This window comes from Psychroflexus sediminis, assembly GCF_900099815.1.
Taxonomy (GTDB): Bacteria; Bacteroidota; Bacteroidia; order Flavobacteriales; family Flavobacteriaceae; genus Psychroflexus; species Psychroflexus sediminis.
Map to the genome: position 1 here is coordinate 190,226 of NZ_FNCW01000004.1, position 24,011 is coordinate 214,236.

General features: G+C 40.1%; 16 protein-coding genes, 1 tRNA gene and 1 pseudogene. 9 read left to right on the top strand and 9 right to left on the bottom strand.

Going from position 1 to position 24,011, the window contains the following annotated elements; translation table 11 throughout:
- Window positions 1-5: 5 nt before the first annotated feature.
- The gene (gene infB, locus BLP81_RS05355) at window positions 6-2,792 is read left to right on the top strand and encodes a translation initiation factor IF-2 (protein WP_093366657.1); all 2,787 of its coding nucleotides are present in this window, start codon (window positions 6-8) and stop codon (window positions 2,790-2,792) included.
- 249 nt (window positions 2,793-3,041) lie between these two features.
- Complete coding sequence (locus BLP81_RS05360) at window positions 3,042-4,073, top strand: endonuclease/exonuclease/phosphatase family protein (RefSeq protein WP_093366660.1); 1,032 nt, start codon at window positions 3,042-3,044, stop codon at window positions 4,071-4,073.
- A gap of 508 nt (window positions 4,074-4,581) precedes the next feature.
- On the opposite strand, the gene BLP81_RS05365 is transcribed toward BLP81_RS05360, so the two are convergent.
- Window positions 4,582-4,654: transfer RNA gene (locus tag BLP81_RS05365), tRNA-Gln, on the bottom strand.
- Between the two features lie 177 nt (window positions 4,655-4,831).
- Here BLP81_RS05365 and BLP81_RS05370 point away from each other — a divergent pair.
- Together BLP81_RS05370 and BLP81_RS05375 are read left to right on the top strand one after the other, a co-directional pair.
- A complete protein-coding gene (locus BLP81_RS05370; RefSeq protein ID WP_093366663.1) occupies window positions 4,832-8,140 on the top strand; it encodes a glycosyltransferase family 117 protein in 3,309 nt (1,102 codons plus the stop codon).
- A 6-nt stretch (window positions 8,141-8,146) separates the two neighbouring features.
- Complete coding sequence (locus BLP81_RS05375) at window positions 8,147-8,767, top strand: polysaccharide deacetylase family protein (protein ID WP_245686415.1); 621 nt, start codon at window positions 8,147-8,149, stop codon at window positions 8,765-8,767.
- Between the two features lie 309 nt (window positions 8,768-9,076).
- Here BLP81_RS05375 and lysS read toward each other — a convergent pair whose 3' ends face one another.
- Entirely contained in the window at window positions 9,077-10,768 is a 1,692-nt protein-coding gene (gene lysS, locus BLP81_RS05380) for a lysine--tRNA ligase (protein ID WP_093366667.1), read from the bottom strand.
- Window positions 10,769-10,968: 200 nt separating this feature from the next.
- On the opposite strand from lysS, the gene lipB reads away from it, so the two are divergent.
- Entirely contained in the window at window positions 10,969-11,673 is a 705-nt protein-coding gene (gene lipB, locus BLP81_RS05385; protein WP_093366670.1) for a lipoyl(octanoyl) transferase LipB, read from the top strand.
- On the opposite strand, the gene BLP81_RS05390 is transcribed toward lipB, so the two are convergent.
- Window positions 11,670-14,123, bottom strand: coding sequence for a hypothetical protein (locus tag BLP81_RS05390; protein WP_093366673.1), 2,454 nt, complete (start codon window positions 14,121-14,123; stop codon window positions 11,670-11,672). The genes lipB and BLP81_RS05390 overlap by 4 nt on opposite strands.
- Window positions 14,124-14,191: 68 nt before the next feature.
- Entirely contained in the window at window positions 14,192-14,791 is a 600-nt protein-coding gene (locus BLP81_RS05395) for a ribonuclease HII (protein ID WP_093366677.1), read from the bottom strand.
- A gap of 113 nt (window positions 14,792-14,904) precedes the next feature.
- On the opposite strand from BLP81_RS05395, the gene BLP81_RS05400 reads away from it, so the two are divergent.
- A complete protein-coding gene (locus BLP81_RS05400; protein WP_093366681.1) occupies window positions 14,905-16,887 on the top strand; it encodes a putative porin in 1,983 nt (660 codons plus the stop codon).
- Here the strand turns inward: BLP81_RS05400 and BLP81_RS05405 are convergent.
- Together BLP81_RS05405 and BLP81_RS05410 are read right to left on the bottom strand one after the other, a co-directional pair.
- Entirely contained in the window at window positions 16,882-17,130 is a 249-nt protein-coding gene (locus BLP81_RS05405; RefSeq protein ID WP_093366683.1) for a hypothetical protein, read from the bottom strand. The genes BLP81_RS05400 and BLP81_RS05405 overlap by 6 nt on opposite strands.
- A gap of 3 nt (window positions 17,131-17,133) precedes the next feature.
- Window positions 17,134-17,657: pseudogene (locus BLP81_RS05410) on the bottom strand (sigma-70 family RNA polymerase sigma factor).
- A 132-nt stretch (window positions 17,658-17,789) separates the two neighbouring features.
- On the opposite strand from BLP81_RS05410, the gene BLP81_RS05415 reads away from it, so the two are divergent.
- Entirely contained in the window at window positions 17,790-19,034 is a 1,245-nt protein-coding gene (locus BLP81_RS05415) for a glycosyltransferase (RefSeq protein ID WP_093366686.1), read from the top strand.
- Window positions 19,035-19,145: 111 nt separating this feature from the next.
- A complete protein-coding gene (locus BLP81_RS13620; RefSeq protein WP_245686416.1) occupies window positions 19,146-19,529 on the top strand; it encodes a hypothetical protein in 384 nt (127 codons plus the stop codon).
- Between the two features lies 1 nt (window position 19,530).
- On the opposite strand, the gene BLP81_RS05425 is transcribed toward BLP81_RS13620, so the two are convergent.
- The gene (locus tag BLP81_RS05425) at window positions 19,531-20,691 is read right to left on the bottom strand and encodes a glycosyltransferase (protein WP_093366691.1); all 1,161 of its coding nucleotides are present in this window, start codon (window positions 20,689-20,691) and stop codon (window positions 19,531-19,533) included.
- Window positions 20,688-21,632 carry a hypothetical protein gene (locus BLP81_RS05430; RefSeq protein WP_245686417.1) on the bottom strand — a complete coding sequence of 315 codons (945 nt, stop codon included), beginning with the start codon at window positions 21,630-21,632 and terminating at the stop codon, window positions 20,688-20,690. The genes BLP81_RS05425 and BLP81_RS05430 overlap by 4 nt, the downstream gene beginning before the upstream one ends.
- Before the next feature lie 28 nt (window positions 21,633-21,660).
- Between BLP81_RS05430 and ruvC the strand changes: the two genes are divergently transcribed.
- Window positions 21,661-22,215 carry a crossover junction endodeoxyribonuclease RuvC gene (gene ruvC, locus BLP81_RS05435; protein ID WP_093366694.1) on the top strand — a complete coding sequence of 185 codons (555 nt, stop codon included), beginning with the start codon at window positions 21,661-21,663 and terminating at the stop codon, window positions 22,213-22,215.
- A gap of 1 nt (window position 22,216) precedes the next feature.
- Here the strand turns inward: ruvC and BLP81_RS05440 are convergent, their stop codons facing one another.
- Window positions 22,217-23,989, bottom strand: coding sequence for a MutS-related protein (locus BLP81_RS05440; protein WP_093366697.1), 1,773 nt, complete (start codon window positions 23,987-23,989; stop codon window positions 22,217-22,219).
- Window positions 23,990-24,011 lie beyond the last annotated feature (22 nt).

Genomic DNA, 24,011 nt, shown 5'->3' on the forward strand with positions numbered 1-24,011 from the left:
AATTTATGGCTGAATCAAAACAAACAAGATTAAATAAAGTACTGAGAGAATTTAACATTTCACTGGATCGTGCCGTGGAATACTTGAATACTCAAGGTTACGAGATTGAAGCAAGACCTACAACTAAAATTTCTTCGGAAGTTTACGAGGTTTTATCAGATAAATTTGAAACTGATAAAAGCAAGAAAGTAGCTTCCAAAGAAGTCAGTGAAGAGCGAAAAAAGGAGAAAGAGGAGTTGCGCCTTGCCAGGGAGCAGGAACTTGACAAGAAAAAAGAAGACGAAGCCAGAAGAGAGCGAGAAGCCGAAGAGAATAAGAAAAAGGCTCAGGAAGCTGCCAAAGCCAAGGCTAAGGAAGAAGAAGAAAAAGCTAAGGCTGAAGAATCTAAGAAAGCTGCCCAGCAGAAAGAAGAAACTATTAGGTCTAAGTCCAAAATTTCCGGCTTGAAGCAAGTGGGGAAAATTGAACTTGAAGATGCGAGGAAAAACAAACCCACAAGCAAAAAAGCATCCGAAGAACCTGAAAAGTCTTTTAAACCCGTTGCACCAACTACCTCTAAAGAAACTTCCAAAAAGGCTGAAGAAAAACCTCAGACCGAAAAGGAAGAAGAAAAAACTGCTGAAGAAGCTAAACACCAGACGCAGTATACTAAACTATCTGGCCCAAATTTCACCGGTGAAAAGATTGATTTAAATCAGTTCAAAAAAACACCGACCAAGAAGGAAAAGGAAAAAGAGAAAGAAAAAGAAGCGGCTTCCAAACGAAGAAAACGCAAACGTATTTCTAAAACCAATACGTCTCCGGGGGCGAACAAACCTGGTTTCAAAAAAGGGGCTGCAAAGCCTTCTTCCAGAAGAGGGGCTAAAGCTGCTCCAAAAGAAGAGCCAACTCCTGAAGAAGTCCAAAAACAAGTAAGAGAAACCTTAGAGAAACTTCAGGGCAGATCTTCTGGTAAGAAAGGCGCAAAATATAGACGAGACAAAAGAGACCAGCATAAACAGCGTTCTCAGGACGATCTCGATCAGCAAGAAAAAGAAAGCAAAGTCCTTAAGGTTACAGAATTTGTAAGTGTCAATGAAATTGCCACCATGATGGATGTACCTGTGACTAAAATCATATCAGCCTGTATGTCGCTTGGCATGATGGTGACGATGAACCAGCGATTGGATGCGGAAACCTTGAGTGTGGTTGCTGAAGAATTTGGTTTTGAAGTGGAATTCGTCAGTGCAGAAGTTGAAGATACCACAGAAGTCATCGAAGAAAATCCTGAAGATCTTAAACCAAGAGCTCCGATTGTAACCGTCATGGGACACGTAGATCATGGTAAAACCTCTTTACTGGATTACATACGAGAAGAAAACGTCATCGCCGGTGAATCTGGTGGAATCACCCAGCACATCGGTGCTTATAGTGTAAAAATAGGAACTGGTGAAACCATCTCCTTCCTGGATACACCTGGTCACGAAGCCTTTACGGCGATGAGAGCAAGGGGTGCACAGGTTACCGATATTGCTATTATTGTGATTGCGGCAGACGATGATGTCATGCCACAAACCAAAGAGGCTATTTCTCACGCTCAGGCTGCAGGTGTACCTATCGTTTTTGCTATAAACAAAGTAGATTTACCTACTGCCAATGTAGATAAAATCAAAGAATCTTTAGCCAACATGAATCTTCTGGTCGAAGACTGGGGTGGTAAGGTTCAGTCTCAGGAAATTTCAGCAAAACTTGGAACGGGAGTTCCCGAATTACTAGAAAAAGTATTACTTGAAGCAGAACTACTCGACCTTAAGGCAAATCCAGACCGACTTGCAAAAGGTAGTGTAGTAGAAGCCTTCTTAGATAAAGGAAGAGGTTACGTTTCTACAATTTTGGTACAAAAAGGTACCTTAAAAATAGGTGATTATGTCTTGGCTGGAACCACAAGTGGTAAGATCAAAGCCATGCAGGATGAGCGAGGCAACAAAGTAAAAGAAGCAGGTCCTTCGACACCGGTTTCTATACTTGGACTTGACGGCGCACCTCAGGCTGGTGATACCTTCCAGGTGATGCAGGACGAACGTGAAGCAAAAGATATAGCTTCCAAGAGAAATCAACTTCAAAGAGAACAAAGTGTGCGAACTCAAAAGCATATCACGCTTGATGAAATTGGTAGACGTATCGCTCTTGGAGACTTTAAAGAATTGAACATAATCCTGAAAGCAGATGTGGATGGTTCTGTAGAAGCCTTAACCGACAGTTTACAGAAACTTTCTACCGAAGAAATTCAGGTGAATATTATACACAGAGGTGTAGGTGCCATCACAGAAAGTGATGTACTTCTGGCCTCAGCTTCTGAAGCTGTCATTATCGGATTTAACGTAAGGCCTGCAGGAAATGCAAGAACACTAGCCGATAACGAAGAAATTGATATCAGAATGTACTCTATCATCTACGATGCCATCAACGACATCAAAGATGCGATGGAAGGTATGCTCTCTCCGGAATTAAGAGAAGAGATTACAGGTACGGCAGAAATCAGAGAGACCTTCAAAATTTCAAAAATTGGAACTATCGCGGGTTGTATGGTATTGACAGGTAAAATTTACAGAAACTCTGGAATCAGACTGATCCGAGATGGTATCGTCATTCATACAGGAACACTAACTTCTCTAAAACGTTTCAAAGACGATGTGAAGGAAGTTTCCAAAGGATATGACTGTGGTATGCAGTTGAAAAACTACAACGACATCCAGGAAGGAGATATTCTCGAAGCTTTCCAGGAAGTGGAAGTGAAAAAGAAATTGAAATAAATTATTTATTTATATGATTTAAAAGCTCCACAAGACATTGTGGAGCTTTTTTGATTTTGGATAAACCTTGTGTTAAAAAAGTCTGATCCGGTTTTCTAAAGCAGTTTTAATGTTCATCTTTTATTTGACTAATCTTGGATTATGGAGATGGATTCAGGTTTAAGATAAGGTTAAGTAACTGCAGATAACTTACAAATAGACACCTTACCAGGTTTGACTTATATATCTTCGTTTTAAAATAGTAACTCAATGAATTCAAACTTTAGAAACAGAAGAACACAACAAAACAGGACACCAAAACTTAAATTTCTAGTAGCACTTTGTTTTATAGCGCTCTTACACAGCTGTAAATCTTCCCAGGATATTAGCAGCAATGAATCTACAGCGGATCCTCAGGTTGTACCAGCAGATTATCAGTATCCAGAGGACGAAACTTTCAAAGTATTATCCTGGAACGTGGAACATTTTGTAGATGCTTACGACGATCCTTATATTGATGCCTCCCGGGAGAATGATCCCACTCCTGAAATGGAAAATAAGCTAGCCTATTTGGCTGAAGCCCTGAAAAATGCTGACGCTGATATTATCGTACTACAGGAGTTTGAAAGCACAAAGTTTTTGCGAGAAATAGCCAAGGATCATTTGACGGGGATGGGGTATGAATTTTTCGCCAGTGCTCCCAGTGATGGCTGGTATATGAATGTCGTTTTGATGAGTAAATTCCCCCTGGGCATTCTTTACGCTTATGGAAATGTAACCACACCGGTAGTTGACTACAAGAATGATGAAGGGCTTTCTGAAACACAGAATAATTTGAACACGAGAATGTGGTCTATTGAGGTTTTTCCATCCAAAGATTATGACTTTATACTGACAGGTCTTCACCTTAAAGCCGGACGCGGTGAACGCAACGAATCCATGAGACTGGGACAGATCAATTTCCTAAAAGACCAGTTTTCACGCTTTGTGGACAGGAATGCTTCACAAGACCTGCTGATTGCAGGAGATTTGAACAGCACTCTGGGAAGTCAAGAAATAAAAACTCTAAAAAGAGGTAATACCGAAGGCAATAGTTTCTTCGATCCCCTTCCTGAAGAAGTCCTTACCCATCCTTCAGATCAACCTTCCCGAAGACTGGACTACATACTCTTTAACGGGAATATGCAAGACGAATATATACCAGGAACAGCTAAAGTACCTGAATTATTAGAAGATGAGAAAATGCAGGCAGTAAGCGATCATTTACCTATCGTCATTCAATTCAAAAAAAGTAATCGATAATATAACCAAGTAAGAAATCGGATTCATACCCAAAAGAAATTTTTTTTATCAGCTTTCAGCTCCATAAAAAAGCAAAGGGCTGTTTAAATCTAAACCGTCTTAATTCTTTTGAAGCATAATTTCAGCTAGACAAATCTTGTTTCGGGTTAAATTTTGAAACTATGGGTAACAAGAAATTGTGGTTTTTTTCGACTTGAATCAAAAGTGGAATACCTTTTGTAAATAGATTGAGAAGAAATTTTTAAAAAATAGCCTGCCAGGTCTCTTTTAGCATTATTTCAAAAGCAACAGGAGATCTGGAAGCATCTGGATTCAATCACAATGGCTTTCCTTCAAAAACAAAAAAACCGACTTCAATTAAGAAATCGGTTTTCGAATAAAGTTGGCCTACTAGGGCTCACTTCGATCCCGATATTCATCGGGACTCAGCATAAACTTCTCGCCCATGAAAGTTATATCGAGAAAGAAAAAAACCGACTTCAATTAAGAAATCGGTTTTCGAATAAAGTTGGCCTACTAGGGCTCGAACCTAGACTCTTCTGGACCAAAACCAGATGTGTTGCCAGTTACACCATAGGCCAATAATTATTGGAGTGCAAATATAAAACTTACTTTTATATGACCAAGCTCTTTTTTAAAATTATTCTTGAAAAAAATAAGTTTGACTTAAAACCTTATTTCAAGTCGTAAATAATAATCAAAATCAAGCGTTTATAAGATTTCTTAATTGTTTATTTTCGTCCAAAATTTTTATTTCAATGACAAAGCACGCCTTCTCACTTTGGAACAAACTATTAGGTTGGTCTGCCTTTTTAGTAGCATTCATTACGTATTATCTCACAGCAGAGCCTACCGCCAGTTTTTGGGATGCCGGTGAATATATTGCTACTTCTGCAAAGCTACAGGTAGGACATCCCCCGGGTGCTCCTTTTTATCAAATTTTTGGCGCTTTCTTCTCTATGTTTGCCTCCGATGATAGTCAGATAGCCTTTATGATTAACCTCATGTCTGGGGTGGCAAGTGCTTTTGCTATTTTGTTTATGTTTTGGTCTATCACCCTGTTATTGAAAAAACTTACAAAAAACATTGAAGTTAAATCTCAGGCTTCAGACATGGCTATTTTAGCCAGTAGTTTGATTGGTGCGCTCACCTTCACCTTTACAGATAGTTTTTGGTTTAGCGCTGTAGAAGCAGAGGTTTACGCGATGGCCGCCTGCCTAATGGCTGCCATGTTTTATGTGGGATTGCTTTGGGAAAGAGATATGCATAAACCCAGAGGTAATCGCTGGTTGATTTTAATTTGTTTAATCATCGGCCTATCTTTTGGAGTACACTTCATGGGATTACTTACCATTCCTGCCATCGGTTTTTTATATTACTTCAAGAATTACAAAACCATTACAGTCAAAAACTTCATAGTTGCGAATTTAGTTGTCGTTGGTATTTTGCTGTTTATCTTTAAACTGCTTCTACCCTACTCCCTAACCTTTTTCGCCAAGATGGAGGTATTCTTTGTCAATGCCATTGGATTGCCTTTCAATTCCGGAACTATCATAGCCGGTCTACTCGTAATTGCTGGGTTTTATTTTGGTTTGAAGTATACAAGACGTAAAAATTATATCCACATCAACACGGTTTTGCTGTGTATTTTATTTGTGTTTATAGGCTTCTCCAGCTGGATTATGCTTCCTATCCGGGCCAATGCAGGAACAGTCATCAATGAAAATGATCCCAGTAGTGCTCAGCAACTCCTCGCCTATTATAATCGTGACCAGTACCCGGAAACGCATTTATTTTATGGACCTCAGTTTACCGAGATCTTCGCAGGCCTGGATCCCGACAATCCTTACCTGGATGATGACCCCATCTATGAAAAAGATGAGGAAAAAGGGAAATATGTGATCATCAATGATTACAAAAATGCCAAGCAAAATTCTGATGCTAAGCATAAGACCCTCCTCCCGAGGATGTGGAGTACACAACATGCCGCCAATTACATGATGTTTACTGGTCCCTTGGAGTTTTCGATCAAACCTGAATACAGAGGTGAAGAGGAATTAGTTTCTATCATCAACACATTTAGAGCAGATTACAGGGAAGGAGAAGTTTCTTCTGAAGGTTATATCAGCTTTTTAAAGCGATTCAATCAATACCTGGATGTACAAAAACCATCTACAGCTTCCAACCTCAACTATCTGTTCGAATTTCAGATGGGATATATGTACTGGAGATATTTTATGTGGAATTTCGTAGGGCGACAAAATGATAATCAGGGTAAATACAGCAATTTGGAGGGGAATTGGTTAAGCGGTATCGATTTTATTGATGAAAACAGATTAGGCAGCCAGGAGAATTTACCTTCAGATTTAGCCGAAAATAAAGCACGTAATACTTATTATTTCTTACCGCTCATCCTGGGACTCATCGGTTTATTTTTTCATGCGTCCAAAGATGTTAAGCGCTTTTGGGTGCTTACCGTATTTTTTCTGTTCACAGGAATAGCTCTGAAAATTTACCTCAATGAACGCCCTTTTGAACCCAGAGAAAGAGACTATGCGCTTGTAGGATCATTTTATGTATTTGCCATTTGGATTGGAATGGGTGTTTATGCCCTGTTCCATTATCTAAAACAATATATTACCCCAAAATTAGTAGTCCCTCTCGTAGGTGTGGTTTGCTTATTTGCCGTACCGGTTTTGATGGCTTCAGAAAATTGGGATGACCATGACCGCTCAGGAAAATATACCACCCTGGCGATGGCCAAAAAATATTTGGATTCTGTAGACAAGAATGCTATTCTCTTTACCATTGGTGACAACGACACCTTTGCATTATGGTATGCCCAGGAAATCGAAGGCTACAGAACCGACGTTAGAACCATCAATACCAGTCTTTTTGCGACAGATTGGTATATAGACCAGATGAGAAGGAAAGCCTATGAAAGCGAACCTATTGAAACTACTCTAAAACATGATGACTATAAATACGGTACAAACGATGCCGTTTGGTATCAGGAAGATCCCAGAGTAGGTGATACACTTGTGATAGACCAGTTTATAAAATACATCAAAAGTGATAACGAAACCACTAAGGCAGAATTACAAAGCGGACAAGTCATCAACACCTTTCCAACTAAAAACATAAGAGTTCCGGTTGACAAGGAACAAGTATTGAAAACAGGTATAGTGAAGCCGGAAGATGCAGACTTAATTGTCCCTTATATCGATATTAATCTGGAAGATAATTTGATATACAAACCCAATCTGATGATGCTGGATTTACTTGCCAATAACGACTGGGAAAGACCTATCTACTTCACAGGAGGCAGTTTTAGGGATGAGGATTACCTCTGGATGAAAGATTATCTTCAGCTGGAAGGGGTGACGTATAAGCTTGTGCCTATCAAAACCCCGGTCAATCCGGAAAATCCGTTTGATATGGGGCGTATCGATGAAGATAAAATGTACGAGATCGTTATGGACTGGGAATGGGGAAACAGCGGTAGCGACGACATTTATCACGATCCGGAAACCCGAAAAAATGCCATAACCTACAGAAGCAACCTTGCCCGACTAGTCGAAAAGCTGATTGAAAAAGGAAAATTTGATAAAGCTGAAGACATTCTTGACCTGGGCATGAAACATATTCCGGTAGAACATTACCAGTATTACCAGCTGGTTGAACCTTTTGTCACCGGGTACTACATGATCGGCAAACCAGAAAAAGCAAGAGAAGTATGGGAGCAGCTCGCAACCAATTACCAGGAATGGCTGGACTATTACGCCGGGATGACCTATGAGAATCAGGTTGAAAATGCCGAGCAAATTTTTACTGAAATCGAGAAATACAGAAGTTTAGTCGATATTCTTATCATTCAGCAAGACAATGAGATGGTGAAGGAAAAAGCTGCTGAATTCAATTCCTACCTGGAGAAATTCAGTCATTTTTATCAGGACACAGAATCTGAAGATGTGGACCAGGAATTGTTAGATGAACTCAATGAAGAAGGTGAAAAGGATAGCGACAGTATTAGTTTATTATCGCCGGATCAAATTCCTAATGAATAGATAAATGTGAGCTCCACTGACTTTCTGAAACCATTATTTCCAAATCGCGTGTGGAGCATCCCTACTCAGGAAAAAGAGATGTTCCTCACGTTCGATGACGGACCAATCCCCGAGGTGACCCCCTGGGTTTTGGAAACGCTGAAAAAACACAAGGCAAAAGCCACCTTTTTCTGCATTGGAGATAACATCAGGAAACATCCACGGCTTTTTAAACAGATCCTGGTTGAAGGACATGCGGTCGGCAATCATACCTTTCATCATAGCAATGGCTGGAAGACTTCGGCTAAAGTTTATCTGGAAGATGTAAAGTTGTGTCAGGAGGAAATGGAATCAAATTCAGTTAAATCTAATCTCTTCCGTCCACCCTACGGCAAGTGTACCTCAGCTCAGGCCAGAGCCATTTTAAAAGACCATCAGCACATCATCATGTGGGATATTATCAGCAAAGATTATTCTGAAAGGGTATCCAAAGCAGGCTGTTTTAGTCGTATTCAAAATCGAGCAAAACCCGGCAGCATCATCGTCTTTCACGACAGCCTAAAAGCGGAAAGGAACATGAAATATGCTTTAGAGAAAACCCTGGAGACGTTTAGTGATTACCAGTTTAGTAGGATTGATTTATTGTAAAGGACTGGATTAGATTCTCTGTCTCGTCCGACAGTCGGAAGTATCCTCATATAGAATAAAAACCACAACCCTTGTCATTCTGAATGAAATGCAATGGAGTGAAGAATCTTACATTATCTAAAAACATAAGATTACTCATAGCCTCGAATTGAAAAAGATTCCTCATCGAAGCAGAAGAAAGCTTCTCTGTCGGAATGACAAGCTACATCGCAGAATTATATTAAACTCTCCGCCGGTGCGAGCCTGCTTGCGTTGCTAGCAAAGGCAGGCGTCTCGCTCGTACCAAACATTAAGTTTTCAAGCAATTTTTTACAACAACCTAACCAACAAACCTTCGTCTGTTTTATCCACGGTGGCCTGATCTTTACTTCTAAGCCCTTTTATGGCCTTATCCCATTTTTTATTACTCAATTCAGACTTGGCTTTAAGGCTTTCCAGTTCCTGAGGAGATTCTTTTTTCAAGAGTTCCATAACCACTTTTTCTTCTTCAGTCAGCTCCACTTTTTTCTTCTCTGGGCGCATCTGCGGGAAAAATAGAACTTCCTGGATCGACGGATTATCAGTCAGAAACATGATCAATCGGTCCATACCAATTCCCAAACCGGAGGTTGGCGGCATACCATATTCCAAAGCTCTCAGGAAATCATAATCGATAAACTCCGTGGCTTCATCGTCGCCTTTTTTGGCTAACTTCAATTGATCTTCGAAACGCGCACGCTGTTCTATAGGATCGTTCAACTCTGAATAGGCATTGGCGATTTCCTTACCACAGACCATCAGTTCAAATCGCTCGGTCAAATCCGGATTATCTCTATGCTCTTTGCACAACGGACTCATTTCCTTGGGATAGTCGGTGATAAACGTGGGTTCTATGTAGTTGCCTTCACACTTTTCTCCAAAAATCTCATCGATTAGCTTGCCTTTTCCCATGGTTTCATCCACTTCCAAGCCCATGTCTAAAGCCGCTTTTCTCAACTCCTCTTCAGACTTGCCCGTGATGTCAAAACCTGTAAACTCTATAATAGCATCAGTCATCGTCACACGCTTGTATGGTGCTTTAAAGTCGACGTGATGCTCTTTAAATTTAGCTTTCGTTGTTCCGTTCACTTTCATAGCACAATGCTCCAGCAGGTTCTCGGTAAACTCCATCATCCAGTTGTAATCTTTGTAAGACACATAAATTTCCATCGCCGTAAACTCAGGATTATGAGTTCTGTCCATACCTTCATTTCTGAAATTTTTAGAAAACTCATACACCCCGTCAAATCCACCAACAATTAAACGCTTCAGATACAATTCATTGGCAATTCTCAAATACAACGGAATATCCAGGGCATTGTGATGCGTAATAAAAGGACGCGCCGCAGCACCACCGGGAATGGATTGTAAGATTGGCGTTTCTACTTCCATATATCCTTTGTTATTAAAGAAATCACGCATCGCTGTAAACAAAGCCGAACGTTTTTTGAAAATCTCTCTCACAGTAGGATTTACGGCCAGGTCGGCATAGCGCTGTCTGTACCGCTGTTCAGCATCATGAAAGGCATCATATTCTTTACCTTCCCTGTCTTTTTTAGCAAACGGAAGCGGCTTTAAAGATTTACTCAGGAGTTGAAAATCCAAGACCTTGATGGTTTTCTCACCCACCTGAGTCGTAAACAACTCCCCTTCTATGCCTATAAAATCACCGATATCCAGTAATTTTTTATACACCTCATTGTACAAAGTCTTGTCTTCGCCCGTGCAAATCTCATCGCGGTTAAAGTACACCTGGATGCGGCCTTCCCCATCCTGTAACTCAGCAAACGACGCCTTTCCCTGGATTCTACGGGAGACCAGACGACCAGCAACCACTACCTTTTCACCCTCTTTAAAATTCTCCTTCACCTGTTTGGAAGTATGGGTATAATCAAATTGAGCAGCAGGATACGGATTGATGCCCATTTCCCTAAGAGTAGCCAGTTTATCTCGCCTTACGCGTTCTTGTTCTGATAATTGCATGAGTGTGTAATTTTCTAAAGCCGCAAAGATAAAGACAATCCAACAATTTCTTTTATAAACCAAGGATTAAAGATTTTAAGATTTGTTCCAGTCTTTTCTTTTTATTCTGACCTGCCTGCCTGCGTGATGCAGTCAGGCAGGTCAAAGTATAACCAAGGTCTCAGCTATAAAGTGTACCTTTGTATCAGAATTAGACAGCCATGAATAAAACCATAAAAGTCCTGGAATTGGGACAGCGCGATTATAAAGAAACCTGGGATTTTCAGGAGGAATTGTTCCAGAGAGTGCTCAATATAAAAGTTCAAAACCGACGTGAATCTAAGAATCTGCCTACGGAAAATCACCTGATTTTCGTAGAACATCCACACGTGTATACCTTAGGTAAAAGTGGTGATTTGACCAATCTATTGCTAGATGAAAAACAATTAGCAGAGAAAGGTGCTACCTTTTACAAAATTAATCGGGGCGGTGATATCACCTATCACGGACCCGGACAAATCGTAGGTTACCCGATTTTGGATCTCGAAAATTTCTTTACTGATATTCATAAATATCTCCGTTTCCTCGAGGAAATGGTGATTCTGACTTTAGCTGAATACGGTTTAAAAGCGGAGCGCAGCGAAGGAGAAACCGGCGTTTGGCTGGATGTAGGCACACCTTTCGCCAGAAAAATCTGCGCCATGGGCGTTCGCGCGTCGCGTTGGGTGACCATGCACGGTTTTGCGTTTAATGTCAATGCCGATTTAGGCTATTTTGACAATATTGTACCCTGTGGCATTAAAGACAAAGCAGTGACTTCCCTCAACGTGGAACTTGGTAAAGCTGAAATTCCCATGGAGGAAGTGAAAGCTAAACTCAAAAAACACTTCACCGAGTTATTTGAGGCAAAGTTGATGGAGTCTTAAAGCTTTTTGTTATAAATCAGGATAGCATTATCGTCGCCTTTGACGATAAAATTAATTTCATTAGGCACTTTTAAATCCAGGTCAATCTGGGAGTTTCCGAATACCGGAAACCCGCTTACCAGTTCTGCTTGTTCGTTAAACAAATAAACTTTACTGGCCTGCTGATCCACAATACTAAAATAAGTTCTCTTGGCTTGTTCGTGAATTTGAGGCGGCAAATACAAACCATAATCCAAGGTTTTGCTTACGCCGTTGATACTCAGCTTATTTTCAGAAAAAGTGACTATATGCTTTGAACTCACAGTGATAAAATGAGTATCGGACAAGTTTAATTCTGTAGTTTTTACCGCTCCATTTTCAGAAATTTCCAGTAAATCTCCATCTTTATTAGTTCCTACAAAACTTGAGTTGTGTAAACCAAACTCATTACCAGAAGTTAAGATTTTCTGCTTAGGTTTTATACGCTCACTTCCTGTTCTATTCAGTATCTTAAGCCCCCTATCATTTTCTACTAAAATATAATCTCTCCGGCCTATTCTTATATGCTTTGGCGTTCTCTTAATATCGCCTTGCGCCTTATAATCGAAACCCTTCACTAATTTGCCTTCTTTATTAAACATCAATACTTCATCATTCTGAACGACTACAAACCTGTATTTTCCATTATTATCATAATCGAAAATAGCAAGTCCTTCAGAGATAAAATCATTAAAGTCTAACGGGAAAGGATCGACATTATTGGCGTTTTTATCGACAACATAAAGCTTATTTTGAGTCGTGAAAGCCATCTGCAATCTCGTATTTCTATAAATATCGAAAGTATGGATGTCGCCAACTAACCGGCTATCTATAGCTTTGGTCCAAATCGTCTTTCCGTCTTTGGCTATAAGATGCAGCGTGTTGGTTTCATCTTGAACGACTATATCCTTTTGGCGAGTTCTCCAGTTGGTGAAAAAATAAGGGTCCGAGGTAATTGTATTTTCAAGTTTGATTCGGCTGACCTGAATAGCTTCATCAGATTTGGTTTCTGCCTGATCTTTGGATAAAATTCCATGAACAAATGCAAAATTATCTTCCTGGGTCGCTTGCATCATCAAGGAACTGTAACCTTCTGTTTTAAAATTTTTCAGATTATCTAAAAAATCCTCTGCTGCAGATTTCTCCAATTGTTCCAAAATAGCATTCAGCTGACCACCCCAGACCATATGTGCAGAAGTGCTCATTTTTTCCAGAGCATCTTGAAATGATGAGGATTCACTTAGAACTGACCGGTTGTTAATATTGATTAAAACACTTTCCAGAACCTCCTGATTTTTTGCAAATAAAAAATGGCTGTCATAAACTGTAAACACAGAAAATTTATGATTGGATAATAAGGGGGAAAAGTCGGCAAATACATTCTCAGGCGCAAAGCTATAAATGGTTTGATTTCTAAACGAGGTTTCCTTTTGAGTTATTAAAGATAAGGAGTCCAGCGTCTTTGTTACATCAGAACTTATCATATCATAAACTAAAGCCCCATTTTCCATTTCAAATGCCCCAACTTCACGGGTGTTTTGAAACATAGATTTAAATGATGAGCTTGCAGTATAATTCTGAGTTGCTCTGTTTTCCTGAAGCTTTTTAAAATCCGAAAAAGACAAGCTTAAAAATCCAGAAGCATTCGCTGGAGTAACTTCATGTAATCGGAAAGTTGACGGTGAAATGCCATTGAATAAATCTAACTTTTTGGATTCTTCCCCACTCAAAATGGCTCCAGACCAGCGGTAACTTCCTTTGGAAACCTCAAGATCTACACTCAGCCATTTACCCAAGCCTTTAAGAGATTTGGCCTTTAAGGAGTTGAACTCATTTTTATAGAGGTAATTAGCTTCTTTAAGATTGATAAATACTGAAGTTTCTCCCGTTGCTGCTTTATGGGCATTGTAAAAGATTTCATCGAACTTAAATTGATTATTGTATGCTCTAATCACGTTTTCAATGATCAACTTGGATTCTGAAGATATTCTAACTTTGTCGATTAGAGTCGAATAAAACGTCGCTTTATCGAGTTTAAATTCTGAAATCACTTTGCCAGCATAGTCAAGTTTCGTTTGCTTCTTAAGCTGAAGGGAATCCAATTGTAAGTATTTATCTTCGATAATCAACGATGTGGCTAGCTCACGTTCACCGATAGGGGTGACCGCCAAAAATGCTTCAGTATCAAGATCGAAATAACTGGTGAATTTAAAATTATTCTGAAGGTTCTTGAAAAGGGGTAAGGAGGCATTGTTCTGAAATAATTTGGAGCCTGTTAATGCTTTAACAGACTGAGAGAGATTTTCAGATTCCAGGATCAAAACTGACTTGGGTGGAATAAAGTCTATAAGTTTTCCCTGTACTCCATTTGAATCGAAATCGCATGAACTTAAGCCTAATAAAACACAAATAATTAAAACTAGTCGACGCATAAACTGAGGGATTTCAAAAAAACAAAATTAAGTTGAAAAATGTAATCTAAGCACTTAAAATCTTTGGTTTATACTTTTAATTCTATTTGGTCTGGCAATTGTTTAAAACTTCTTCTGTGGTATTTAGTAAGACCAAAGCTTTGAATGGCTTTTCGGTGGGCTTTGGTAGGGTAACCTTTATTCTGAGCCCAGCCATACATCGGGAATTCTTTGTCGATTTTTTTCATAAAGGCATCTCTGGCGGTCTTGGCGAGAATAGAGGCCGCGGCGATACTGAGAAATTTAGAATCCCCTTGGATGATGCATTCGTGTCTGATTTTTTTGAAAGGCTTAAATCGGTTTCCATCCACCAGAATCAGTTCCGGACAGGGCTTCAGTTTCTGAATAGACTTGTGCATCGCCAGGATAGAGGCATTCAGAATATTGATCTCATCGATAATGCCCATATCGATATGAGCTATGCCAAAACTCACACAACTATCTTTTAGAATCACTTCTAAAAAATCCCGATTTGAGGCGGTTAAAAGCTTGGAGTCGTTGAGGATTTCATTTTGAAAATCTACGGGTAAAATCACAGCAGCGGCTGTCACAGGTCCGGCCAGGCAACCCCGACCAGCCTCGTCTGTTCCGCATTCCAGGTATTTATCTTGATAATTGAGTTGAAGCATAATCAAATTCAGCAGCAAAAATATAAAATCTTAGATTCTTAATTTAATTATGAAGGACATTAAAACCAAAGTAAACTAAAAATGATACTTTTGTTCACGTTTTAAAACTACAAATGAAGTCGGTATTTTATATTTTTTTTATTCTCTTTTTTTCAACCTGGTCTCAGGCTCAAGTCTTAAAAAGAACTAGGGGCACTGACCCTCAGGGCGATCAAAACAGACGCTTAGATCAGCAGAGTGAAGACATGAGGTCTGTCAAAGACGATCGTGAAAAACCCGATATTTCCAAATATAAAATCATCTCCATAAGCAATGATACCACCTATGTGGACACCACTTTAAGCATCCAAAAAAGCTATAAATTTAACTACTTGAGAAAAGATGCTTTTGATTTGCTGCCCTTTTCCAATGTAGGAAGGCCTTATACCCAACTTGGCTATTCGTTTCAGGACCTGCAGGCGTTGCCTCGCTTTGGCGCCCGCGCCAAGCATTTCAATTATCTGGAAGTGGAAGATATTGCTTACTACGAAGTGCCGACTCCACTGACAGAACTTTATTTTAAAACTGTTTTTGAACAGGGTCAGACCCTGGATGCCCTCTTTACCACCAATGTAAAACCCAACCTGAATCTCTCCATAGCTTACAAGGGTTTGAGGTCGCTGGGGAATTACCAGAGAGAGCTGACCAGCACAGGGAATTTGAGAATTGGCTTCAATTACAGAACCAAAAATAACCGCTATTTTATAAGGTCTCATTTCGCTGCACAAGATATATTTAATCAGGAAAACGGGGGGCTAACAGACCGCTCGTACCAGCAGTTTATAAATGAAATTGAAGAAATTCAAAATCGAGCTGCAGCAGAAGTCAGGCTGGATAACGCTGAAACAGAAATGGACGCCAAGCGGTTTTACGTCAATCATTTTTATAACATCCGACCTGGAAATGACTCTACTCAAAACGGACAAATTCGTCTGAATCACATCCTCGACTTTACAGATAAAGAATATAGATTTATACAAGCGAGTTCAACTCCTGAATATTTTGGTCCCACCTTCGAAAACACAGACCTTATGGATGAGGTCGAATACCAAAATGTAGCCAATACCCTGATTCTGTCCTATAAGCAAAACCAACTGGGCAGAATAGGATTTAAGGCCATGCATAACAACATCAATTACCTCTATAACTCCATTGTGGTTTTGGAAGACAAGAGAATTCCCAACCTCTTACAAACCGATGTGATTAGTCTGGGAGGAACCTACTTAAAAACCTATAAAGGTTTTAAACTCGAGGGGGACGCCACTTACAACATCACCGGAGATTTTGACGGCTATGACATTCATGGCAAAATCAGTAAAAGCCTTTCAGATTCTCTTCAGTTTTCGGCAAGGATTGATTTGAGTTCTTCAGCTCCAAACCTCAATTGGATTTTAAACCAAAGTGATTATGAAAACTACAACTGGTACAACCCAAATTATGAAAACGTCAATACTCAGCATTTAGGGATCGAAGCCAAGTCTAACGTATATGGAAAGCTGACTACATCTCTTACTCAAATTGATAATCACGCCTATTTTGAATACCAAAGCACTCCGGAAGGGATAACTGCAGATAGTTTATTGCGCCCCCGCCAGGCTGATTTACAAGTGAGGTATCTTAAAATAAAAGCTGAAAAAGAGTTCAATTACGGCCACTTTAATCTTGTGAACACTGTGATGTATCAAAATGTCATGGAAGGTGAGTCCATCTTTCCAGTCCCCGAATTCGTGACGAGAAATTCACTCTTTTACGACAATTATCTTTTTGATAAGGCTTTATATCTTCAGACAGGACTTACATTCAATTATTTCACCAGTTTTATGAGCAAAGCCTATGATCCTATTCTTTCTGAATTTGCTCTTCAAAATTTTCAAGAACTCGATGGATTTTACACGCTTGACTTTTTTCTGAATGCAAAAGTGAGAGAAGCCAGAATATTCTTCAAGCTGGAAAATTTTACAACATTATTGGAGGGGAATACCAGTTTTGCCGCCCCCCGACAGCCTTACAGAGATTTCGCTATTCGATTTGGATTGGTTTGGAACTTCTTTCTATAAGGACAACCTGGCCTTAATTTCTTCTTTTTCTGATTTGGAAAGGAACTTGAGTTGATGATTCTGCAGAAGCCGCGTCAGTTCCTCGTTTTTAATATGGTAGGCATGACAGTGTCTGCAATGCAAAATATGAATCTGAATCCTTAGTTTTTCCCAAAAGCCGGCTTCGGCATACTGCTGTTTATCACTATACTCAGCTACTTTCTGACAGGACCGCGGTAAATTATTCATGTTTTTAATTTCCATTTGTTATGTTTTAAACCAGGAACTATCCAAACAGCTGGCTAAAGCCTTTCTTGCTCTATGGATAATCACCCACAAATTAGACGATGTAATTCGCATTTCATTACAAATCACTTCGTTGTCATAACCCTGAAGTGTTTTCATTTTGAAAATTTCAGAATGTTTGGGGTGAATCTGTTCCAGACAGGCTAAAATAGCTTCTCCCAACTCTTTGTTTTCTATTGAAAAATCTGCCGAGGAAGATCTGGCGTTTGCGACCTGTTCTTCCAGCCTGAAACCCTCCTGACCTTCACCGACATAATTCATCTTGACTTCTGCCTTTCCTTTATTGGAGTTTTTTTCCGGTAATAATCGATGATTTTTCTATTCAAAATAGAAGATAACCAGGTCTTTTCTGTAGACCTACCTTCAAAGTTAGTCATGGATTTAAGTCCTGCTAAAAAGGTTTCGGATACAATATCCTTTGCAACTTCTCTATCATTTACTTTTGATAGTGTGAAATAGAAAAAATAATCGCCGTACTTATCCACCCATAGTTCGGGCTGGACTCTCCATGCTCATGTACATTAATTTGAATCAAATGTATTGAAAAAATAATCAAAGTATCATTAAAAAAATAGACACAGATTATCGATTTTCGCAACGAATTAAAATTTGCAGCTATGAATCAGGCTAAATTATTGATTATTGGATTTGTCTGGCCGGAGCCTTCTTCTTCTGCTGCTGGAAGCCGGATGATGCAGATTATAGATCTTTTTCTCAAACGAAAATTTGAAATCATATATGCCTCTCCGGCCAAATTTTCCGAAAATGCAGAAGACCTGGAGCTACTCGGGATTACACAAAAGCAAATACAGGTCAATAATTCAGACTTTGATGACTACCTCAAAACACTACAACCTACTCATGTGCTTTTTGACCGGTTTATGATGGAAGAGCAGTTTGGCTGGAGAGTTAGCGAGCATTGTCCGGAAGCTTTACGGATTCTAGACACCGAAGATCTTCATTTTTTGAGAAAAGCCAGACAACAGGCCTACAAAGACCAAAAAGCATTTAAAAAGAAGTATTTATACACCGACATCGCCAAAAGAGAAATAGCTTCCATTCTGCGAAGTGACCTGAGTCTGATCATCTCAAAATCTGAGATGAGTCTGCTGGTTCAGGAGTTTAAAATCAATAAAAGCCTTCTTCTCTACCTTCCCTTTTTATTAAAACCCCTGAAAGATAAAGAAATTGAGAATCTTCCGGGCTTCGGGGAACGCCGGCATTTTATCAGTATCGGCAATTTTTTGCATGCGCCCAACTGGGATAAAACCCTGTTTTTAAAAGAAGAGATCTGGCCACTCATCAAAAAGGAATTACCGGAAGCAGAACTTCATGTCTACGGGGCTTATACCTCACAGAAAGTTGAGCAGCTTCACAATGCAAAACAGGGCTTTTTAATAAAGGGCAGAGCAGCAAACGCCATAGAAGCCATCAAGCAGGCTCGGGTTTTACTGGGGCCACTCAGATTTGGCGCCGGACTAAAAGGGAAGTTTATAGATGCCATGCAGGCGGGAACGCCCTCCATCACAACCACTGTAGGCGCCGAAGGCATTTGTGGAGATTTGCCCTGGTGCGGCGAAATTGCGAACACCCCGGAAGAAATTGCCAGACAGGCTGTATTGCTCTACAGGATGCCCAAACGCTGGAAAATAGGTCAAAAAAATGGCTTTAAAATTATCAATCAGCGATTCCAGCGGCGGGTCTTTGCAGCCAATTTCTTCAAACGTCTTAAAAAACTTGAAAAGGATTTAGACTCCCACAGACAACAGAATTTTATAGGCCAGATTTTGATGCATCATAGCACACAAAGCACTAAGTATATGTCTTTATGGATAGAATCCAAAAACAAAACTTCAACTTAGAAAGCTTTTGATTACCTTTACTTTATGAAGTTATGGACTCTCTTTTTTTTGACTTTAATACTGTGTTCGTGTCAGGATTTCAATTTAAAAAAACAATCTGCAGAGGAAATTATGCAAGAGGAACTGAAATCCATCAATTGGGAAGAAGTAGATTTTTATCCTACTTTTCAAAATTGCGGGGTGGTCACTTCCAAGGAAGAAAGCAAAGCCTGTTTCGAAACGCAGATTAAAAAAGCAGTGAGCAATCGCTTAAAACAGCAGCAAATCATCACTTCCACATCCGCTCAGGACACTGTCATTTTAGAATTATTCATTACCGAAAAAGGCGAAGCCAGACTAGAAACCATAAGCATTTCTGATGAAATTTCTTCCCGAAATCCCGACCTCGGTAACTGGCTAAAAGAAGCTATTTCTCAACTCCCCGAAGTTTATCCCGCTCAAAAAAGAAGCGTCCCAGTCCCCCTTCGCACCGAGCTTCCTATCATTTTGAAATAAACTATTTTGAATATCGGCGGCCCTTCCACTCGAATTTTCCAAACAAACTCGTCAGGGAAAAAAACAGAGTAAAGAAAGGATAAACCAAACTGACTTTTAGAAAATCCGTCCAGCAAAAGTAAAGCTCCTGAACTTTCGCCATACTGGATAAACTAAATCCATCCACCATAAATTTCAGCACGAACCCGGTAACCAGGAACACGAAAAACTCCGGATTCCAGAAGCCCAGGATTAGACTCAGTACCAAAGTGAGCTGCATCAGCGTGACCAGAATCCCGACCGCCTTTATGTACCCGCTGTCGACCGAACTTATTTTCCGCGCCCAGCGTCTGCGCTGCTGCCACAACTCCCCGAAAGACTCCAGAGGCTTGGTCCACACCACACTTTCAGGATCTGATATGTAATTTATTTCAAGGCCTTTTTTTCTGAAACCCTGCAGGGTAAACACATCATCTCCACTCGCAATATGCGCTGTTCCGAGATTGACCTCAGCATCCAGGTAAGCCTGCTTTTTGTAACACAAATTAGCGCCATTGCAAATCACAGGTTGTCTTCCTTTAAAACTCCCCAGGCCAAAAGCCTGCAGGCTCAGCATATCATAATGCTGGTACCTGGATAAAAAAGAAGTGCTTTTCTCTATCACAACACCACCCGCTACAAGGTCTGCAACCGAATTGTGCAGGGAAGTATTATAACTTTCCAGCCAGTGCTCTGGGAGCGAAACATCTGCATCTGTAGTCAGGATATAGGGATAAGACGACAGGGAAATGGCTTTATGAATGGTGTTTTTTTTAGGGCTTAGTTTTTCTTCCGAACCTGCCTCATTGTTGCGGTCGGACTGGCTGGATACCAGATAGATTTTAATCTCGCGATGGTCCGCCTGAAAGGCTCTGACCAGTTTCCAGGAGTCGTCCCGGGAGTCGTCATCCACAAAAATAATTTCGAATAAGGAGGTGGGATAAGACAGGTCTGAAATGGAGTTGAACAAATCGGGGAGGTTTTTAGCTTCATCCCGCATGGGAATGGTGATGCTGAATTTGGCATTGGGCGGTCTTTTTTCCGGAGGCTCTGGCTTTAAAAACCTGATAAAACCCAGAGTCATCCAAAGGATGTAAACCAGATACAACACAAGAAGCACATAAAAACCGAGAATCCATGTCATAACATTCGTTTATAGTAACTGCTTAGCCATCGGGGCTTCAACAGTAAAAGGTTTCCAAGAAAAGCAGGGATTCCAAAATTGAATATCCACATCAGCAAACTCACCGCGATGATAAATTCAGAAGAAAGGTAACTGCCCAGCAGGACTAAACCTAAACCAGCTTTTAAAGAGGCATCCAGAATCAAAACCGTAGGTACAAAGGAACTGATAAAATAAATTGAAAAAATGACCGGCATGACCTCCGTATAAATCAATTCTGGCTGAAATAACCACAACAACACATAAAACTGATGACTGAAACACACATATCTCAGGACAGAGAGCATCAACACGTTAACATGAACTGTGTCAGATAGTTTTGCTAACGAAGCAAAGTAAGCCTGTAAGCTCACAAGCCATTTGTTTTGAAAGTTGATCAAACACAACGTCAGTCCGAAAATTAATAATATTCCCATTGCTATACCGATAGAAAGCCTGGTCTGAAAAGACAGTTGAGAATAAATAACAGCCAAGCCCGCCACCCCAAAAAGGCAAGTCGCCAGGAGTTGAAAGACCTGACCAGTCAGCGTTAGTTTCAGAACTTCAGGCCTTTCAGATTTTGAATAAAAACTCGCTTTGGCACCAAATTCTCCAATTTTATTGGGTGTAATAATGCTCACTGCATGAGCTCTTAAAGTCTCTGAAAACGCACTTGAAAGTGTCATCGATTTTGTATTCCCAAGTAATAGTTTCCACTTCAGAGCTTCCAGGGACCAATTCAGCAAAGAGAAAAAAAAGCCAATCCATAACAAATCTGCAAAATGTGAAAAATCATAAATCAATTGCCAGTGCATGGGGCTTATGGCCTGAACGGCATTATAAATCACTACAAAACTCAGACTTACCATCAAAAGCTTGATGGCTAAACTCCAGAATTGATTAGTTTTGTGAGGCAACTTCATGTGCACAAAATAACAAATAAATAAGAGATTGGCAGCAGAACGAATCATTTTAGGTATAGACCCCGGCACCACGATCATGGGATTTGGAGTCATTGAAATCGAAAACAAAACAATGAAGTTTGTTCAGCTGAACGAACTCATACTTAAAAAGTATGATGACCATTACACCAAACTCAAGCTCATTTTTGAGCGGACCATCGAGCTTATCGACACTTATCATCCCGACGAAATCGCCATTGAAGCGCCTTTTTTTGGAAAAAATGTCCAGTCCATGCTGAAGTTGGGCAGAGCTCAGGGGGTGGCCATGGCGGCCGGCTTATCCAGACAAATCCCAATCACAGAATATCTTCCGAAAAAGATCAAAATGGCCATTACAGGCAATGGCAATGCCAGCAAAGAGCAGGTGGCCAAGATGCTGCAGCAAATGCTCAAAATAAAAGAACTGCCCAAAAATCTGGACTCTACCGATGGACTGGCGGCGGCAGTATGCCATTTCTACAACAGTGGAAAACCAGATATTGAAACTTCCTATACCGGCTGGGATGCATTTGTGAAAAAGAATGAAAAACGCGTGAAGAAATAAATTACTCCACGATATCCATTTTCTTCAACAGAAACGAGGCGTTCATATTTTGACATACACCTTGCTTTAGCGTATAGTCAAAGTGGAGTTCATCATCGATAATTTCAGCATCGAAGTAATAGTTTTTAACCTGAGGCAGTTCGTAGGCGACTTCACATAAACTCAAATCGTGAGTGGCGATGATTCCAATGGCATTGGCTTTCACCAATCGCTCCACAAATTTTCTTGAACCGATGGCTTTATCGGTAGAATTGGTTCCTTTTAGGATTTCATCCAGGACGATAAAGTATTTATCCGTTTGAATTGCGTCGACAATGTATTTGAGTCGGGTCAGTTCTGCAAAGAAATAGGAGGCTTCATCCGCCAGAGAATCTACCGTACGCATACTGGTGATAAGTTTGGTCGGAACATAGTCACAGGAAGCGGCACAAACTGGAAGTCCAACATTGGACATCACAATCTGAATGGACACCGTTCTCAAAAAAGTACTTTTCCCCGCCATATTGGCGCCAGTGATGATGAAAAACTGATTGTCTCTGATTTCAAAATCATTTCTTACGGCATGCTTAGGATCGATTAAAGGGTGAACAGCCCCTTTCGTCTTGGTAAAGCTTCCGTTTGCTTTTATTTCTGGAAAGACATAATTGGGATGATTGAAATGGAAATTGGCTAAGCTATTGTAAGCATCGACCTCAGCAATCACTTTAAACCAACTTTCGACTTGATCAGCATGCGCTGAGATCCATTTTTCGATTTTTAAGGATTGCGTCAAATCTCTTAACATAAAGCCGTTCAAAACAGGCCCCAGAAAAATATTATTCCGCTGATCCAGAGCGTCAATATGCTTAGATAGCTTTTGGAGAATCTGACTGGCTTTCGCAGCATCTGAATGAATCTTGGATTGAAAAGACGTTAGTAAATTCGAATCAAATTCAGCATCCTCAATCAGTTTTAATAATTTAAAATATTGCTGAAAGGTGCTTTGTGCCTGGCTCACATGACTGGATAATTCATTGATGCGCTTCAGGAAAACTCCTGTGATTCCTAAGCCAATCAAAAACCAGAGCAACAATTGAGCTCCAGAAATCACATTGAAAAAATAGGCTACAATCACAAGTAATGAAATCACTGAAAATACCACAGGAAACCAGGACATCCATTTGGGAACAAATGTTTTATAGGTATTGATCCAGGTGACGATGCTGCTAGCTTTGGTTTCGGTATCGACCAGCATAGCATCTGCGGTGAAGTTTTGCCTTAGTTCTACTTGTTCAGCCAATTCCCGAATCGCTTGTTGTTTAGATGCGATATCATCGATAGAATTGGACGTAAGCTTAGCTGCTAAATTTTCTTCACCTTCGGTTAAAGCAGTTCTATTCAGGTATTGAAAGAACGAATGATTACCAAAAATATCAATATCCTGACTAAATTCATGCTCTGGATTTTTGTACTGATCGCCAGTTGGCAGATCCGAAAATTCGCGTTTAAGAACCTTGAGTTCGGTGTCGTTCAGCTGGAGCAGGGCTTTCAGCTTTGCCTTTTGGTATTGAATTTTAGAGTGTCTGGTGACTAAAATGAGAAAGGTGATTATTCCAAGGATGATGGAACCGATGACGATTCTTGTGGATGACCAGAAAAAGTACACCGCAAAGGCTATTGCCAAAAAAACGGCCAGGCGAAGCATACTCGACCAGAATAGCTGAGTTTTTACCGCTTTTAAATCAGTGGTATATCGGGAAATAAATTCAGAATAAACAGACCCTGGAGTTGACATAAGTGTAAAAATTGAATTGCAA